We start from the raw sequence: 16,418 nt of genomic DNA, 5'->3' as shown, positions 1-16,418 counted from the left end.
CGCGAGAGCCGCGGAGAAGGTCGGTACAGACGGTCGGAACGGCTCGAAATCCGTGCCATTCGTCCTGTTTCAGGGGGCCTGGATGGGCCAGACGTCCATCATCACGCCGGGCGCGGTTCCCGGATGCTCGTCGAGCACGACATACGAACGCGTCGAGGCGACGCCCGGCATAGCGTGGATCTGGCGCATGATGACCTCGCTCAACCGCTCGTGATCGGGGGCGCTGACGGTGAGCACGAAGTCGATGTCACCGCTCACGGCCTGCACGTTCTCGACATAGGGCAGTTCGGCGAGCGCCTCGGCGAGCTCCGACCACACCACGTCGCCCACCTTGACGATCACGATGGCCGTGACGTGCAGACCCAGCGCCTTGCGGTCGACGGTGGCGACGAAGCCCGAGACCACCCCGTCGGCGATCAGCCGCTGCACGCGGTTGTGCGCGGCCGTGCGTGAGATGTGCACCCGCCCGGCGAGCTCGCGGATCGACAGGCGCGAGTCCTGACTCAACTCCGAGATGATGGCGCGATCGACGCGGTCGACGTTCATCGCATCAGGCTACCGTCGGCGCATCCGAAAGGCGGCTTGCCGTGCCGGATTACTTACCGTACGTTCAGTTCATGGACACGACGGATGCGCCCAACCCCGCCGCCGAGGCGATGATCGAGCGCGACCGGGCCTCCGCCGCGCTCGGGATGACCGTGCACGAGTCCCGGCCGGGCCACGGCGTGGTGAGCATGCGCATCCGCGAAGACATGCTGAACGGCTTCGATGTGGTGCACGGAGGCATCATCTTCTGCGTGGCCGACACGGCCTTCGCCGTGGCCTGCAACGAAGGGGCGGAGACCACGCTGGCCTCCGGCGCCGAGATCAGCTTCCTGCGGCCGGTGCGACTGGGGCAGACGCTGACCGCGACGGCCGAGCGGCGCATCCGGAGCGGGCGCACGGGCCTCTACGACGTGCGGGTCACAGATGAGGCGGGCGAGGTCGTGGCCGAGTTCCGCGGCCGCAGCCACACCCTCCGCGCCTGAGGCGGGCACGCCGCACGGGCCGCGCCTCTCGCGCGCCGAGCCCCGCCCGCGCGCCGGGCCCCGCTCCACCCCTCTTGTTCCACCCCCAGACCGCACAGCCCGGACGCCATCCGCGCACCCTCCACTCCCTCCAACCCGTGCGGGTGCACGCCAGGTAGCACGAAGTGCCCTCTCGCGGAGCCGCAAGCAACACTTTGCGCGACCTCGCGCGAGTCAGGAGGGAGGCCGCGCGGCGGCGAGGCGCATCGTAGCGCCGGCGCGGGCCGCGAATGCGGTGGCGGTGGTGGCGATGGTGCGCTGCATGACCTGCACCGCCGCGGTGGGCGCCACGTCAGAGGGGCGCGCCAGGCTGATCGTGCGGGTGAGGGTGGGACTGTCCAGGCGCACCGAGCGGAGGCCGGGGCGGTCGATGAGCACCATGGCGGGCACGATCGCGACGCCGAGCCCGCGTTCCACGAAGCGCAGCACGGCATCCATCTCCGCGCCCTCGAGGATCACCTCGGGCGTGAGACCGGCCGCCTGGAACGCGGCATCCGTGGTGCTGCGGAGGTCGTAGGTCGAACTGAAGACGATCTGCGGCAGGGTCGCGACATCCGCGAGACCGATGGCCGCCCGGCTCGTGACGGGCTGCGCGCCGGCCGATGAGATCACGACGAGTTCCTCGACGAGGAGCGGCGTCACGGTGAACCGCTCGGCCGACGAGGAGTCCGACGTCGTGATGAGGGCGAGGTCGAGTTCTCCGGCGGCCAGTTCATCGAGCAGCCGCCGCGATCCCTGCTCCGAGAGGTGCAGCTCGATGGCCGGATGCGCGGCGCGGAACGTGCTCAGCACCTCGGCCACCAGGCTGATGCAGAGCGTAGGGGTGGCGCCCAGGCGCACACGCCCGCGCTGAAGGCCGGCCAGTTCGTTCAACTCGCGGCGCACCGAGTCGGCGTCGGCGAGCATCCGTCGCGCCAGGGGCAGCAGCGACTCGCCCGCCGTGGTGAGCGTGCTCCCGGCGCGGGCGCGGTGGAAGAGTTCGGCCCCGAGATCCTGTTCGAGCGACGAGATCTGGCGGCTCAGCGACGGTTGGGCGAGATGCAGCTGTTCGGCGGCCTGGGTGAAGTTGCCCACGCGGGCCACCTCGACGAAACTCCGCAGCTGTTCCAGGTTCACATCGATAGCTTATCTGCATCGATATGAGCAGATATATGCATTGGAGTAATTCCAGGTGGCTGCCTACCGTGGAACGCATGAGTCATTCAGAACGACAGCTCTCCACCACCGTGCTCGTGATCGGCACCGGTGGCTCGGGCCTCCGCGCCTCGATCGAACTCGCCGAGCAGGGCGTCGACGTGCTCGCCGTCGGCAAGCGCCCGAAGTCGGATGCGCACACCTCGCTCGCGGCCGGCGGCATCAACGCGGCCCTCGGCACGATGGACGTCGAGGACAGCTGGCAGCAGCACGCCGCCGACACGCTCAAGGAGTCGTATCTGCTCGCCAACCCGCACACCGTCGAAATCGTCACGGAAGGTGCCGCGCGCGGCATCGAGGATCTCGAGCGCTACGGGATGCCCTTCGCCCGCGAAGACGACGGGCGCATCTCGCAGCGCTTCTTCGGAGCCCACACCTTCCGCCGCACCGCGTTCGCGGGCGACTACACGGGCCTCGAGATCCAGCGCACGCTGATCAACCGGGCTGCCCAGCTCGACGTCCCGATCCTCGACACCGTGTACATCACCCGCATCCTGGTGAACGACGACGGGGCGGTCTTCGGCGCCTACGGCTTCGACCTCGATGACGGCACCCGCTACCTCATCCACGCCGACGCCGTGATCCTCGCCGCCGGCGGTCACAACCGCATCTGGCGCCGCACGTCGTCGCGCCGCGACGAGAACACCGGCGACTCGTTCCGTCTGGCCGTCGAAGCCGGGGGCCGGCTGCGCGACCCGGAGCTCGTGCAGTTCCACCCCTCGGGCATCATCGAGCCCGAGAACGCGGCCGGCACCCTCATCTCCGAGGCCGCGCGCGGCGAGGGCGGCATCCTCACCAACGCCCTCGGCGAGCGCTTCATGGCCCGCTACGATCCCGAGCGGATGGAGCTCTCCACGCGCGACCGCGTGGCGCTCGCCTGCTACACCGAGATCAAGGAGGGTCGCGGCACCCCCAACGGCGGCGTCTGGCTGGATGTCTCGCACCTGCCCCGCGAGACGATCATGACCAGGCTCCCGCGCGTCTACCAGACGATGCTCGAGCTGCAGATGCTCGACATCACGAAGGAGCCGATCGAGATCGCGCCCACCGCGCACTACTCGATGGGCGGAGTGTGGGTGCGGCCGGAGGATCACGGCACCGACGTTCCGGGGCTCTATGCCATCGGCGAGGCCTCGAGCGGCCTGCACGGCGCGAACCGGCTGGGCGGCAACTCGCTGATCGAGCTGCTCGTGTTCGGGCGCATCGTGGGCCAGGCCGCCGCCGCCTACTCCGCGGCACTGCCGGCACAGAAGCGGTCGGCCGCCGCGCTGCAGGTGGCGCGCGACGAGATCGCCGCACTGCTCGCCTCCGACGGACCGGAGAACGTGCGGGCCCTCCAGCGCGCCATCCGCAACACGATGACCGAGCACGCCGGCGTGGTGCGCGACGAGCACGGCCTCAAGGCGGGCCTCGCCGAGCTCGACGAGATCGAGGCGCGCATCGCCGCCGTGGGCATCCACCCCGACATCGCGGGCTATCAGGATCTCGCCCACGCCTTCGACCTCAAGTCGGCGGCGCTCGCAGCCCGGGCGACATTGCTCGCCGCCCTCGAGCGCCGCGAGACGCGCGGCTGCCACAACCGCAGCGACTACCCCGAGATCGATCCCGAGCTGCAGGTCAACTTGGTCTGGAGCCCCGCGACCGGTGTGGTGCGCGAGTCGATCCCGCCCGTCCCCGACGAGATCGCCGCCCTCATGCGCGAGGTCTCCACGACAGGCAAGCTCGTCGAATAGGCACCCCCTCCCCCTCCCCCTCCCCTCCCTCCCCCTCCTCGCGACCCGCCAATATCCGCCCTCCCCAGCCTCGGGACAGGGCGGATATTGGCGGGTCGCGAGGAGGAGGTGTTCGGCGAGGCCAACCTGATGGGTCGCCGAAAAGGTCACAAAAACACGCCCTGATCGGTCTTAATAGGTGACACGAAGACGGAGGTCATCATGCGCAGGATCCTCATCGTCGGCGGCGGCTACGCCGGCTTCTACACCGCTTGGCGGCTGGAGAAGACGCTGAGACGAGGCGAAGCGGAGGTGACGCTGGTCGATCCGCGGTCGTACATGACCTATCAGCCGTTCCTGCCCGAGGTGACGGCGGGATCGGTGGAGGCCCGCCACGTAGCGGTGTCGTTGCGGCGGCACCTGAAGCGCACGACCGTGGTGGCGGGGAGCGTCGTCGAGATCCGGCACGCCGACAAGACGGCGATCGTGCGGCCCCTCGAGGGGCCCGATCACCCGGTCGAGTACGACATCGTGGTGGTCACGGCCGGCGCGGTCACGCGCACCTTCCCTATCCCGGGCATCGCGGAGGAAGCGATCGGCATGAAGCAGGTCGAGGAGGCGGTCGCCGTGCGCGACCAGCTGCTCACCGCCTTCGAACGCGCCTCCACCCTCCCGCCCGGGGCGGAGCGGCGGCGGCTGCTCACCACAACCGTCGTGGGCGGCGGCTTCACCGGTGTCGAGGTCTTCGGCGAGCTGCTCGCCCTCGCCACGGCGCTCCTGAAGCGCTATCCCCAGCTCGGTTTCGACGAGCTCGACTTCCATCTGGTGGAGGCGATGGGGCGCATCCTGCCCGAGGTCACCGACGAACCGGGCCGCTGGGTGGTGCGCCACCTCGAACAGCGCGGCGCACACGTGCACCTGAACACCCAGCTCACCTCGGCTTCCGGCGGGCACATCGTGCTCTCCACCGGAGAGGAGTACGACACGGAGCTGCTGGTGTGGACGGCCGGCAACGCCGCCAATCCGATCGTGGCCAAGCACACCGACCTGCCGGTCGACCAGCGCGGCCTGCTGCAGGTGCACGCCGATCTGCGGGTGGGCGTCGAGGGCGAGCCGGCGATCGCGGATGCCTGGGGCGCGGGAGACAACGCTTCCGTTCCCGACCTCGCCTCGCCCCGGGCGGGCGCGCGCACGGTGCCGAACGCCCAGCATGCCGTGCGGCAGGGCAAGCGGCTGGCCAAGAACCTGGCGGCCAGCCTGCGCGGCGAGGAGCCGAAGCCCTACGTGCACCACAGCCTCGGGGTGGTGGCGACGCTCGGACTCGGGCGCGGCATCTTCCAGTACAAGTCGCTCGTGATCACCGGATTCCTCGGCTGGGTGATGCACCGCGGCTACCACATGCTCGCCGTGCCCACATGGGAGCGCAAGGTGCGGGTGGCGTTGGTGTGGCTGAGCGCGGTGTTCTTCGGTCGCGACATCGTGAGCCTCGCCACGACGCAGACCCCGCGGCAGGCGTTCACCTCGGGCGGCGTGCCTCCCGAGGTCACGCCCCTCGGCCGCCGCTGACGCCCACCCACCTCGTTGAGTCGAGCACCTCGACAGCTCAGTAGGCGGGGAGGGAGCGGATGTACGAGGCGACCAGCCGGTCGAAGCTGCGGTCGACGTCGGCCGGCATCCCGAATCCTCCCGCCGCTTCGAGGGCGACGAAGCCGTGGAGCACGGCGCGGAGCCCTCGGGTGGCATCGACTGCGTCGTCGCCGCCCAGGCCGAATCCCGCGAGCACGTCGAAGATGAGCCCGACGGCGTCTTCGGCGGCCTGCACCTGGCCGGGTTCGGCTCCTGCGCTCACGCGCGGTGCGGCGATGGTGGCGGCGTAGCGCCCCGGATGCGCGCGGGCCCAGTCGCGCAGCGCGTGAGCCAGCGCCGACACGGCGTCGGGCCCGGCCTTGCCGGCTGTCGCGCGCACCATCACCTCGGTGAGTTCGCGCGTGGCGCGCTCCCCCACCGTGGCTCGGAGCCCGCCGAGCGAGTCGATGTGCTTGTAGAGGCTCGGCAGCTTGATGCCGAGCCGTCCCGCGACGGCCGCGAGGGTGACGGACTCGAGGCCCACCTCGTCGGCGAGCTGCTCGGCCTCCTCGGCGACGCGGTCTTTCGTGACGCCCGCCCTAGCCACGCTCGAACCCGCCGTCAGCCGCGAGCGGGAGACCCGAGACGAAGGCGAGCACGGCGGGAGTGACGATCTCCGGGTGCTGCGCGTGGGGGTAGTGGCCGGCATCCGGAACCATCACGATCTCGGCACCGCCGCGTCCGGCTCCCGCGAGCTGCTCTTCGATCCAGCGCGCCTCGCCCGCCGGGTCGCGGAAGTCGGGGTCACCATCGCCCATCACCACGAGCGCGGGCGCCACGACCGAGCCCACGCGCTGCTCGGACTCGGCGTGACTCGTGTGTGTGGTGCGCGAGAAGGCGGCGGCGTGGCCCGGGCGGCGCATCGCGTCGCGAACGGATGCGCGGTACTCGGCGAAGTCGGCCGGCTTCCGCCCGGCGTAGAGGCTCGGCAGGTAGGCGTTCCACATCGCAGCCGCCCAGGGCCGTGTCATCATGACCCGGAACAGGCCCGCCAGGAGCGGGTTCATCGGCGGGTTGCGCACGAACGGGCCCACGAGCACGAGGCCCGCCACGAGCTCGGGCCGGCGTGCGGCCACGAGCACCGCGGAGCCTGCGCTCATCGAGTTGCCGACGATGACGGCGGGGCCGCCCAGTTCGTCGATCAGCGCGATCAGGTCGTCGGCGGTCTCGGAGTCGCCATAGGAGGAGAAGCCGGCGTCGCTGTCGCCGTGCCCACGGAGTTCGGCGTCGGCGACGCGGTAGCCGGCAGCCACGAGCTGCGGCGAGAGCGCACGCCAGGTGGAGCGGAGGTCGCCCATGCCGGGCGAGGTGACGACGAGCGGTCCGGAACCGGCGAGCCCGTAGGCCAGCCGCCCTTCCCCGCGATCGAGGTGACGGAGGATGCTGGTGCGATCGGTTGCGTTCATAGAAGCTACTGTAGCTAGCTTTAAAGCTATTGGCAATAGCTTTTGGAGGAATTCGGTTGGATCACCCGGCTCACACCAGGTTCTGCCGTGGCACCACGACCTTCTTGATGATGAGCAGGATCGACGCCGTCACCGGACAGGCGATCAACGCCCCGAGCAGCCCGAGCAAGGTGCCGCCCACCATCGCACCGATGAGCACGAGAGAGCCCGGGATGCTGATCGCCTTGCCCACGATCCGCGGCGTCAGCACGTAGGCCTCGACCTGCACGTAGACGAGCATCACGATGCCGACGATGAGCGCCGTGCCCGGCGAGGTGAACAGCGACACGAAGGTCACCAGCACGAGGTTGATGACGCTGCCGACCAGCGGGATGAGCGTGATCGGAAAGGCGAGGGCCGCCATGATCCCGGCGTAGCGGACACCGCAGATGCTCAGCAGGATGAAGGTGAAGGCCGCGTTCATCGCCGCGAGGATGACCATGCCACCGAGGTAGGAGCCGACCGATTTCGTGATCTCCTCGGAGAGGCTGATGAAGCCCTCCCGCTTCGACGCCGGCACGAGCGAGTAGACGCTCGCCTTGATCGACTCGAGACCCGCCACGAAATACAGGGTCAGCACGGCGACGAAGATGACGTTGAACGTGCCGTTCAGGATGTTCACGCCCACCCGGAAGGCTCCGCCGCCGATCGCGAGCCAGGTGTTCGGATCGCTCGCGGTCTTCTGCAGCCACTCCACCGCGGGGGTGAGCGCCCCGCCGAACGACTCGTTGACGGTGATGAACCAGTCCTGCGTCTCGATCTGGTCGAAGCCCTTGGGCAGGTAGGTGAAGAGCTCGGTGAGCTGCTCCACGACGACCGGGATGATGAGCCACAGGAGCAGAGCCATCAGCAGCACGAAGCCGGCCATCACGGTGAGCACCGCGAGCGTGCGCGAGAACTTGCGCGCCTCGAGCCACTGCACCACGGGATAGAGCCCGAGGCACACGAACAGCGCCACGAAGATCAGGGTGAGCGCCGTCGCGAGCGACGAGATCGCGAGGCCGAGCAGCAGTGCGAGCAGCACGCCGAGGGTTGCCACGAACCCGAATCGGAAGGGGCCGCCGGTGAGGAGCTTCGGGATCGCCATGCGCTCAGGATAGGGGTTGCGGACGGCCGGGCGGCGCATCCGGAATTTAGTTGTGGCTACAAGTGTTTTACTGATCACTATGACGAACGCATCCGAACTGCTCGCAGCCGACACCACCATGGGCGCCGTGACGCTGCGCGTCGGCGACCTCGACGCGATGATCGCCTACTACCGCGACGCCGTCACCCTCGACGTGATCGCCCAGGAGGGCGACAGTGCAGTGCTCGGCCGGGGCGGCGTGCCGGCGGTCGTGCTGCAGCACGCGCCCGAGCTGAAGAACCCCGAGCCGCGCTCGGCCGGACTCTTCCACACCGCCATCCTCTTCGACTCGGAGCAGGCGCTCGCCGCCGCCGTCTATTCGGTGGCGACCCGCTTTCCGAACTCCTTCACCGGATCGAGCGACCATCTCGTCTCGAAGGCGTTCTACTTCGACGACCCCGAGGGCAACGGCGTGGAGCTCTACTGGGACCGCGACCGCACGCAGTGGAGCTGGACGCACGGCCAGATCGAGATGTCGACCCTCTTCCTCGATCCGAACGCGTTCCTGCAGCAGAACCTGACGCCCGAGCTCGTCGCCGACCCGCGCATCGGAGCGGCCGGCGTGGGGCACGTGCACCTCTCGGTGGGCGACGTGCCGCAGGCGCGCGACTTCTACGTCGACTCCCTCGGCTTCGAGGTGACCACGGCGTTCGGTCCGCAGGCCTTGTTCGTGTCGGCCGGCGGCTACCACCACCACATGGCCATGAACGTCTGGAACTCGCGCGGCGCCGGGCGCCGGCAGCAGACGCTCGGGCTCGGTCAGGTGGAGATCGTGCTGCCGGATGCCGAGGATGTCGCCGCCACCGACGAGCGGTTGCGGCATCGCGGCCTCCAGACCGCGAACGACGGCCGCTCGGTGACGGTGAGCGACCCCTGGAACAACACGATCCTGCTGCGCCCAGCCGGCGAGTGATGAGTTATTGACGGAATCCGGGGCACCGGTGCCGTATACGGCCTCGGTGCCCCGGATTCTGTGCGTTACGGCGTTACGAGCAGACCGTGAGGTCGGCCACCGCTTCGGTGAGCGAGTTCGGGCCGCCGAGCAGAGTCGCGCGCTCGGCACCCAGGTCGCGGATCTGCGCCAGCGTGTCGGCCGGGATGCAGGTGCCGGGCACCGTGAACAGCGGCGCGTCGATCTTCGGTCCGAAGGCCGAGCCGGCGAGCGCATCCGGGAAGGTGACACCGGTCGCGATGAGCACCCGGTCGGCCTGCTCGAAGAAGTGCGCGTTCACCGTGCGCGACACCGCGTAGCGATCGGCTCCGCCCAGTCGCACCGTGTGGGTGATCGACCACGAGTCCTCGTAGATGCCCGAGGAGACCGACGCCGGGCCGCCCGCGATCACGATGTCGGCGACATCGAGGTCGGCCAGCAGAGCCGAGGTGGCGGAATCGAGCGATTGCTTCGAGCCGTCGACCAGGATGACCGGGCCGGCGCCGTCGACGGCGGCTCCCGCCGACAGGGCGTCGGCGAAGGTCGCGCCCGTGGCGAGCACCGCGAACGGGGCGCCGTCGGGGAACGCCGCCTCGGCGACGTTGCGCGACACCTCGAAGCGGTCGGCACCGGCGATGCGGGTCACGTCGTCGGCGATCGCCTTGAGCGTCGTCTCGACGGCCGCACTCACCGAGTTCGGGCCACCGACGACCACGATCTTCGACGGGTCGAGCCGCTGGAGCTCCGCCTTCACGCCGTCGGGCAGACCTTTCGCCATCGTGAGCAGCACCGGGGCCCCCGCCTCGGCCGCGGCCGGAGCCGCGGACAGCGCATCCGGGAACACCTCGCCCGACACCACGTAGACCGTGTCGGATCCCGTCGGCCAGCCCTCCTTCGAGGTATTGACGGCGACCTCATAGCGGTCGGCTCCCGTGATCCGGTCGGTGTCGATGGTGGGCAGCGCGACCACCGTGATCGGCACCCGAACCTCCGTGCCGCTCGGCTGCGCGGTGAGCAGGAGCTCGCCGGCGCCGACCGGCGCGTCGGCCGGAACGGTCAGCGACACGGTCGCCGCCCCGTTCGTGACCGCGATCGGGTCGAACGTCGCCGCCGAACCGGTCCAGGATGCCGTCAGCTGCGTGTTCTGCGGGCTGCCGAGCGACGTGAGGTCGAGGTTCGCCACGTCGAACGACACCGTCGAGCCGGGCTCCACCGGATCGGCCGGAGCGTTCGTGACCTTGGCCGCGTTGCGCTCGAAGCTCGGCGTGAGACCCTGGTGCGCGCCGAGGTACGCGATCCAGGCGTCGCGGTCGACCAGACCCGAGTCGCGCGTGTCGGTGCCGTTCTTGAACTCCCGGAAGTTGTCGCCTCCGGTGAGCAGGAAGTTGAACGAACCGATGCGGTAGGCAGCTGCCGGATCGATCGGCTGGCCGCTGATCCAGATGCCCGTGACGCGATCGCCCGCGGCGCGGGTGTCGTCGTAGGTGTAGCGCACGTTGTCGCTCAGCCCCAGCTTCAGGAAGGCCCGCGACGGAATACTGCCGTCGGGGTTCGTCTGCCACTGCTGCTCGAGAACGGTCTTGAACTGCGCTCCGGTGAGGCTCGTGGTCCAGAGGTTGTTGACGAACGGCAGCACGGCGTTCGCCTCGGAGTAGGTGATCACCCCGTCGGTGTTCGCCGGGTTCGCCACCGTGTCGCCCGCCGCGAACCGCAGCTCGGCTCGCAGGCCGCCGGGGTTCACCACGCCGATCGTCGCACCGCCGCGGTCGGCGGGCGAGAGCGAGTCGACGAGCGAGTTGGCCACCAGGTTGCCCAGAGCCGACTCGGACGCCCGGTCGTCGCGGGTTCCGCCGGTGTACTTTCCGTCGACGTAGGAGCCGCCGGTGAACGCCGTGGTGATGTCGGCCGTGACCGAGCCGACCGGCTGGTTGCCCACCTCGGCCGCCTTGGCGAGGGCCGCGTCGACGATCGTCTTGACCTCGGCCACCCGCGGGTAGGTCGAGACCAGGGTGGCGTCGTCGACCGTGGTGCGCGCCACGTTCTCGGCGGTGTACGACTCGAGGTCGCCGTTCTCGGCATCCAGCGTCAGCACCACGTGACCGATGTTCGCGCCGTAGCTGCCGGTCTGCAGCACGGGGCGGGTCTTACCGGTCTCACCGGGGATCGCGCCGTCCCAGACGTAGCTCTGGTGGGTGTGCCCGGTGAAGATCGCGTCGACGGATGCCGCGGTGTCGTTCACGATCTTCGCGAACACCGTGCTCTTGGCGAGCTCGGTCTCGAGGTCGACGGTGGCGGACTCGCTGTCCGGCGCGCCCTCGTGGTAGTTCGCCACGATGACGTCGGCCTCGCCGTTCGACTCGTCGCCGTCGGTGAGCTCCGCCGCCACCCGGTTGACCGCCTCGACCGGGTCGCCGAAGTCGAGGTCGGCCACGCCGGTCGGCGTGACGAGCGTCGGCGTCTCCTGGGTGACCGCACCGATCACCGCGACGGTGAGGCCTGCCTTGTCGTAGAGGGCGTACTCCGGCAGGGCCGGGGTCGTGGTGCCCTTGTCGTAGACGTTGGCACCCAGGTAGTCCCAGAGTGCGTTCGGGTCGTCGTCCGGACCCACGATGCGGTCGGTCAGGTCGGCGAAGCCCTGGTCGAACTCGTGGTTGCCCACGGCGCTCGCGTCGAGCTCGAGCGCGTTGAGCACGTCGATGGTCGGCTGGTCCTGCTGCACGGCCGACTCGAACAGCGATGCGCCCACGTTGTCGCCCGAGGAGACGAACAGCGTGTGGTCGTCGCCACCGGCCGCCCGCAACTGCTCCACCGTTCCGGCGAACTTCACCGTGTTGGCGTCGATGCGTCCGTGGAAGTCGTTGATGTCGAGCAGGTTGAGATCGACGGTCGACGGTGCCGCTTCTCCGAACGAATACCCCACCACGACCGGGTCGTGATCGCTCGAGCGGTAGACGCTCTCCTCGTAGAAGTTCGTCGCGTTGTAGTTGTAGCGGCTGTACTCCAGTGCGATCGACTCACCCGAGTTGATGTTCCAGATGTCGACGCCCGACACCTTCGCGTCGGCCGAGGCCGAGGCGAACACGTGGTCGAGCGATCCCGATGCGCCGTCGAACGAGTAGCTGTACTTGCCCGTCTTCGTACCCTGGTCGACGTAGCCCGCGTCGGTGATGGCGACGGCCGGGTCTTCCCTCGAGTAGGCGTTGAAGTCGCCGATCAAGAACACGTCGCTCGTGCCGAGGTCGGTCTGCAGCTGGTTCGAGAAGGCGAGCAGCGCGTTGGCCTGAGCGACCCGGGAGGCGTTGGAGGCGCCCTGACCGTCGCCCTGGTCGGCGTCGGCGCCCGATCCGGAGCCCTTCGACTTGAAGTGGTTGACGATGGCTATGAACGCGTCGCCGGCATCCCCGTCGACGGGCTCGAACTCCTGCGCCAGCGGCTGGCGGGCGTTCGCGAACGCCGGGTCGACCAGCACGTGCGAGTCGCCGACGGGCTCCACCGCATCCGCCTTGTAGATGAAGGCGGTGCGGATGACGTCCTGCTGAGCGACGGGCGGCAGCGCGGAGGCGGCGGGCGAGGGCACGAAGCTCCACTCGCTCTCGCCGTCGGGCAGGGCGGCGTTCAGTGCATCCGTCAGCGTGCTGAGCGCGTCGTCGCGGTCGAGGCCGAACTTCACCGAGTTCTCGATCTCCTCGAGCGACACCACTTCAGCGCCGAGGCCGTTGATGGCGGCGACGATCTTGGCCTGCTGGCGGGCGAGATCCTCGTCCTCCGCAGCGCCGCGGGCGTCGCAGCCCGTGTTGACCGTCACGGGATCGCCGTCGCGGTCGGTGTAGTAGGTGCATCCGGAGAGCTCGTCACCGGTGGTGGTGAAGTAGTTGAGCACGTTGAAGCCGGCGATCTGGATGTCGCCACCCACCTCGCCCGGGGCTGCGGCCCGCACGTTCGAGAACGTGGCGGGAGCCGTGCCCTCGGCCATGAGCGGTGTCGTGGGCTGGAACTTCCAGATGCTGTTGCGGAAGTCGAGCACGACCGGTGCGGTGAAGGTCACCGCGGAGCCGACCGTGATCGCGGGGTTCGCGGTGAGGTACGGCAGCGGGATGTCCTTGTTCGCGTCGGCGCCGAGGAAGTTGATGCTGGCACCGTCGTCGAGCGTCACGGCGCGGGCGGCGTTGTCGGCCACGGCTGCGGCGTACTCGGCACTGCCCGGACGAGCGATCTCGGTGGGGGTCAGCAGCGGGGACGTGCCCGAGGCGAGACCGATCTCGGCGTACTGGTTCGTGGAGTAGGTGTTGCTCACCGTGAACGCGCCCTGCGGGGCGAGCAGCATGCCTTCGAGCGATTCGCGCTGGGCGGTGTCGCCGGGAAGGGAGACCGTGGCCGGCGCCGGTGCGGTCACCGTGGAGGCGTCGAGCTTCACCAGGCCGTCGGCCGAGGCGACGGTGAGCTCGGTGAGGCCCTGGAACTCCGAGACCGTTCCGGTGAGCTGCACGTAGTCGCCCACGGCGACGGAACCGGCGGTGCTGGCCGAGTAGACGAAGATCGCGTCGGAGGCGGTGTGCGTGCCGAGGTCGACGGCTCCGCCGGTGCCCGGGGTCTGCACGTAGTAGCCGTTGAAGCCGCCCGTGGCGTAGGCCGCCGTGACGACACCGGTGGTGGTGACCGTGGGCGCCGGAGTGGTGGCGAACGGCGAGGTGTCGGTGGTGCCCTGGAGCTCCGCGATGGTGTGGGTCGCCGGGTCGGTGGGGTCTGTCGGATCGGTCGGGTCGGTCGGATCCGTCGGATCGGTGCCCGCCGAGTTCTGTGGTGTCACATCGGTGGCCGAGGCGAAGTCGGCCGCGTTGTCGTCGGAATCGGCGAAGCCGGTGCGGGCGAGCGAGTTCGGCGTGCCGTTCGGGCCGTCGACGGGCACGACCGCGCCCTCGAAGGTGTTCGAAGCGCCGTAGCCGAGCAGATCGACGATGTCGTCGTCGCCCGCGGTGACCGATCCGGTCGGCGGCGTGAGCGCCTCCGCGGTGTCGGCGAGGAAGAGGGTTCCGGTCGTGCCGGAGGGGTTGATCGCGCCCGCCAGGTCGAGATCGGGCGTGGGCAGTGCGGCACCGGTGGCGCCGTTGCCGTTCACCTGCACCAGGAAGTAGCCGTCGGCGGCGATGCTTCCCGACAGCGGTGCGACGTTGGCGGCGTCGGACTTGGTGGCCGACCGGTACTGCAGCGACCACCCGTCGAGGGAGACGGCGGTGTCTCCGGGGTTGTAGAGCTCGATGAACTTCTTGTTGAAGGGGGCGCCTGCGCTGCCGCCCTTGAGGTAGGCCTCGTTGATCACGACACCGGTTCCGTCGACGCTGGCGGATGCGGATGACGCGACCCCGATGAGGGGTGCGGCGAAGAGCGCGCCCCCGAGGATCGTCGCGAGGGCCGCTTTGACGGACCTCGACGCTGACTTTGACATGGATCTCCTAGAGCTCGCGGATCACAGGGATTCCGTCATGCTAAGAGCCCGACCGTAATGAAAGAAAGAGTAAACATTTCGCGGAGGTTAATTCAGAAGAACTGACGTTTTGTCACCCCCTCGGGGGGCAAAAGGTTATTGGCCGACGCCGTGGATGACAAGTCGTCGACACCCTGATCCGGTGGATTTCACCCTCGAGCTGGGGTCGAATCCCGAAATTTCACCCTCATGGCCGATCGAGGCCGGGGCGCGATCGCCACCGGTAGACTGGGAGCACTTCTTCCCGCCCGATCCGCAGGAGCACCCCGTGCCGAAAATCGTCGTCGACGTCATGCCGAAGGCCGAACTTCTCGACCCCCAGGGCAAGGCCGTGGCCGGCGCCCTCGCCCGCCTGGGCAACGACACCTTCTCCGGCGTGCGCGTCGGCAAGCGCTTCGAACTCACCGTCGACGGCCCGGTCGACGAGGCGGTGCTCGCCTCCGTACGCGAGATCGCCGACGAACTGCTGTCGAACTCGGTGATCGAAGACGTGGTGGGCATCACCGTCGTCGACGGCAACGGAGCACACAGCGCGGCGGCATCCGGAGCCCTGGCGTGACCCGCGTCGGCGTCATCACCTTCCCCGGCTCGCTCGACGACCGCGACGCCCAGCGCGCCGTGCGCTTCGCCGGCGCGGAGGCCGTCGCCCTCTGGCACGGCGACCACGATCTGCAGGGCGTCGACGCCGTGGTGCTGCCCGGCGGCTTCAGCTACGGCGACTACCTGCGCTGCGGCGCCATCGCATCCCACTCGCCGATCATGCGCGAGGTCGTCTCCGCCGCCGAACGCGGCGTGCCGGTGCTCGGCATCTGCAACGGCTTCCAGATGCTCACCGAGGCGCACCTGCTGCCCGGTGGACTCATCCGCAACGACCACGGGTCGTTCATCTGCCGCGACCAGGTGCTCCGTGTCGAGAACACCTCGACGGCATGGACCAACGGATACACGGCCGGCCAGGAGATCACCGTTCCGCTGAAGAACGGCGAGGGCGGCTACATCGCCTCGGCGTCGACCCTCGAGCGGCTCGAGGGCGAGGGCCTCGTGGCGTTCCGCTACGTGGGCGTGAACCCCAACGGCTCACTCAACGACATCGCCGGCGTCACCAACGAGCGCGGCAACGTGGTGGGTCTGATGCCGCACCCCGAGCACGCCATCGAGCCCGGTTTCGGGCCGGACACCCCGGTCGCGATGCGCTCGGGTGTCGACGGTCTGGCCATGTTCACCTCGGCGCTCCGCAGCCTGCTCGCCGCCTGAAATCGGGCGTAGGGTCGGCCGCATGATCGCCGACATCACCCTGCTCCGGGCCGACATCACGAAGGTGGCCGCCGACGCCATCGTCAACGCCGCCAACAGTTCGCTGCTGGGCGGAGGCGGCGTGGACGGGGCGATCCACCGCGCGGGCGGACCGAGCCTCCTCGAGGAGTGCCGGGAGATCCGCCGCACGCGCTTCCCCGACGGGATGCCGGCGGGGGATGCCGTGGCCACCACCGCCGGTCTGCTGCCGGCGCAGTGGGTCATCCACACCGTCGGACCGGTATGGAGCACGCGCGACGACCGGTCGGCGGTGCTCGAGTCGGCGTACCGCCGTTCACTCGAGGTGGCGGGGGAGCTCGGCGCGGCATCCGTCGTCTTCCCGGCGGTCAGCGCCGGCGTCTACGGCTGGCCGGCCGACGACGCGGCCCGCATCGCCGTGGAGACCGTGCTCGGCTCAGGATTCGACGGCGCCGTGAGCTTCGCGCTCTTCAGCGACGCCATGCTCGGCTCGTTCCGCAGCGCGCTCGCCGTTCAGAACCGCAAACCTGAGGGATTCCGAGCCGAATAGGCGGCCGGAGGGC

13 protein-coding genes are annotated in these 16,418 nt (G+C 69.4%); 7 read left to right on the top strand and 6 right to left on the bottom strand.

What is annotated here, in order from left to right:
- Positions 1-69: 69 nt before the first annotated feature.
- The gene (locus BLW00_RS07230; protein WP_092551140.1) at positions 70-546 is read right to left on the bottom strand and encodes an Lrp/AsnC family transcriptional regulator; all 477 of its coding nucleotides are present in this window, start codon (positions 544-546) and stop codon (positions 70-72) included.
- Between the two features lie 71 nt (positions 547-617).
- Here BLW00_RS07230 and paaI point away from each other — a divergent pair, with 71 nt between their 5' ends.
- A complete protein-coding gene (gene paaI / locus BLW00_RS07225; protein WP_092551137.1) occupies positions 618-1,028 on the top strand; it encodes a hydroxyphenylacetyl-CoA thioesterase PaaI in 411 nt (136 codons plus the stop codon).
- A gap of 213 nt (positions 1,029-1,241) precedes the next feature.
- Here paaI and BLW00_RS07220 read toward each other — a convergent pair whose 3' ends face one another.
- Positions 1,242-2,183, bottom strand: a complete 942-nt coding sequence (locus BLW00_RS07220; RefSeq protein ID WP_175494173.1) for a LysR family transcriptional regulator — start codon at positions 2,181-2,183, stop codon at positions 1,242-1,244.
- A 77-nt stretch (positions 2,184-2,260) separates the two neighbouring features.
- On the opposite strand from BLW00_RS07220, the gene BLW00_RS07215 reads away from it, so the two are divergent.
- Together BLW00_RS07215 and BLW00_RS07210 are read left to right on the top strand one after the other, a co-directional pair.
- Positions 2,261-3,994 (top strand): FAD-binding protein, encoded by a 1,734-nt coding sequence (locus BLW00_RS07215; protein WP_092552149.1) that lies wholly within the window; start codon positions 2,261-2,263, stop codon positions 3,992-3,994.
- 201 nt (positions 3,995-4,195) lie between these two features.
- Positions 4,196-5,539 carry an NAD(P)/FAD-dependent oxidoreductase gene (locus BLW00_RS07210; RefSeq protein ID WP_092551130.1) on the top strand — a complete coding sequence of 448 codons (1,344 nt, stop codon included), beginning with the start codon at positions 4,196-4,198 and terminating at the stop codon, positions 5,537-5,539.
- A 37-nt stretch (positions 5,540-5,576) separates the two neighbouring features.
- Here the strand turns inward: BLW00_RS07210 and BLW00_RS07205 are convergent, their stop codons facing one another.
- From BLW00_RS07205 to BLW00_RS07195, 3 genes are all read right to left on the bottom strand, one after another.
- Positions 5,577-6,146, bottom strand: a complete 570-nt coding sequence (locus BLW00_RS07205; protein WP_092551128.1) for a TetR/AcrR family transcriptional regulator — start codon at positions 6,144-6,146, stop codon at positions 5,577-5,579.
- Positions 6,139-7,005 (bottom strand): alpha/beta fold hydrolase, encoded by an 867-nt coding sequence (locus tag BLW00_RS07200; RefSeq protein WP_092551125.1) that lies wholly within the window; start codon positions 7,003-7,005, stop codon positions 6,139-6,141. The genes BLW00_RS07205 and BLW00_RS07200 overlap by 8 nt, the downstream gene beginning before the upstream one ends.
- A gap of 70 nt (positions 7,006-7,075) precedes the next feature.
- Positions 7,076-8,131: an AI-2E family transporter gene (locus BLW00_RS07195; protein WP_092552146.1), complete on the bottom strand. Its 1,056-nt coding sequence runs from the start codon at positions 8,129-8,131 to the stop codon at positions 7,076-7,078.
- A 79-nt stretch (positions 8,132-8,210) separates the two neighbouring features.
- Between BLW00_RS07195 and BLW00_RS07190 the strand changes: the two genes are divergently transcribed.
- Positions 8,211-9,083, top strand: a complete 873-nt coding sequence (locus BLW00_RS07190; protein WP_245741359.1) for a VOC family protein — start codon at positions 8,211-8,213, stop codon at positions 9,081-9,083.
- Between the two features lie 73 nt (positions 9,084-9,156).
- Here the strand turns inward: BLW00_RS07190 and BLW00_RS07185 are convergent, their stop codons facing one another.
- On the bottom strand, positions 9,157-14,544 hold the full coding sequence (locus tag BLW00_RS07185; RefSeq protein WP_092551123.1) for an ExeM/NucH family extracellular endonuclease: 5,388 nt from the start codon (positions 14,542-14,544) through the stop codon (positions 9,157-9,159).
- 307 nt (positions 14,545-14,851) lie between these two features.
- On the opposite strand from BLW00_RS07185, the gene purS reads away from it, so the two are divergent.
- The 3 genes from purS to BLW00_RS07170 are packed head-to-tail and all read left to right on the top strand — an operon-like array spanning position 14,852 to position 16,405.
- Entirely contained in the window at positions 14,852-15,142 is a 291-nt protein-coding gene (gene purS / locus BLW00_RS07180) for a phosphoribosylformylglycinamidine synthase subunit PurS (protein WP_092552140.1), read from the top strand.
- A complete protein-coding gene (purQ, locus tag BLW00_RS07175; protein ID WP_092551120.1) occupies positions 15,139-15,837 on the top strand; it encodes a phosphoribosylformylglycinamidine synthase subunit PurQ in 699 nt (232 codons plus the stop codon). The genes purS and purQ overlap by 4 nt, the downstream gene beginning before the upstream one ends.
- 22 nt (positions 15,838-15,859) lie before the next feature.
- Positions 15,860-16,405, top strand: a complete 546-nt coding sequence (locus tag BLW00_RS07170) for an O-acetyl-ADP-ribose deacetylase (protein WP_092551117.1) — start codon at positions 15,860-15,862, stop codon at positions 16,403-16,405.
- The last annotated feature ends 13 nt before the right edge of the window (positions 16,406-16,418 follow it).

It is taken from the genome of Herbiconiux ginsengi (assembly GCF_900107435.1).
Taxonomy (GTDB): Bacteria; Actinomycetota; Actinomycetes; order Actinomycetales; family Microbacteriaceae; genus Herbiconiux; species Herbiconiux ginsengi.
This window is presented reverse-complemented; position numbering and strand designations above follow the sequence as displayed.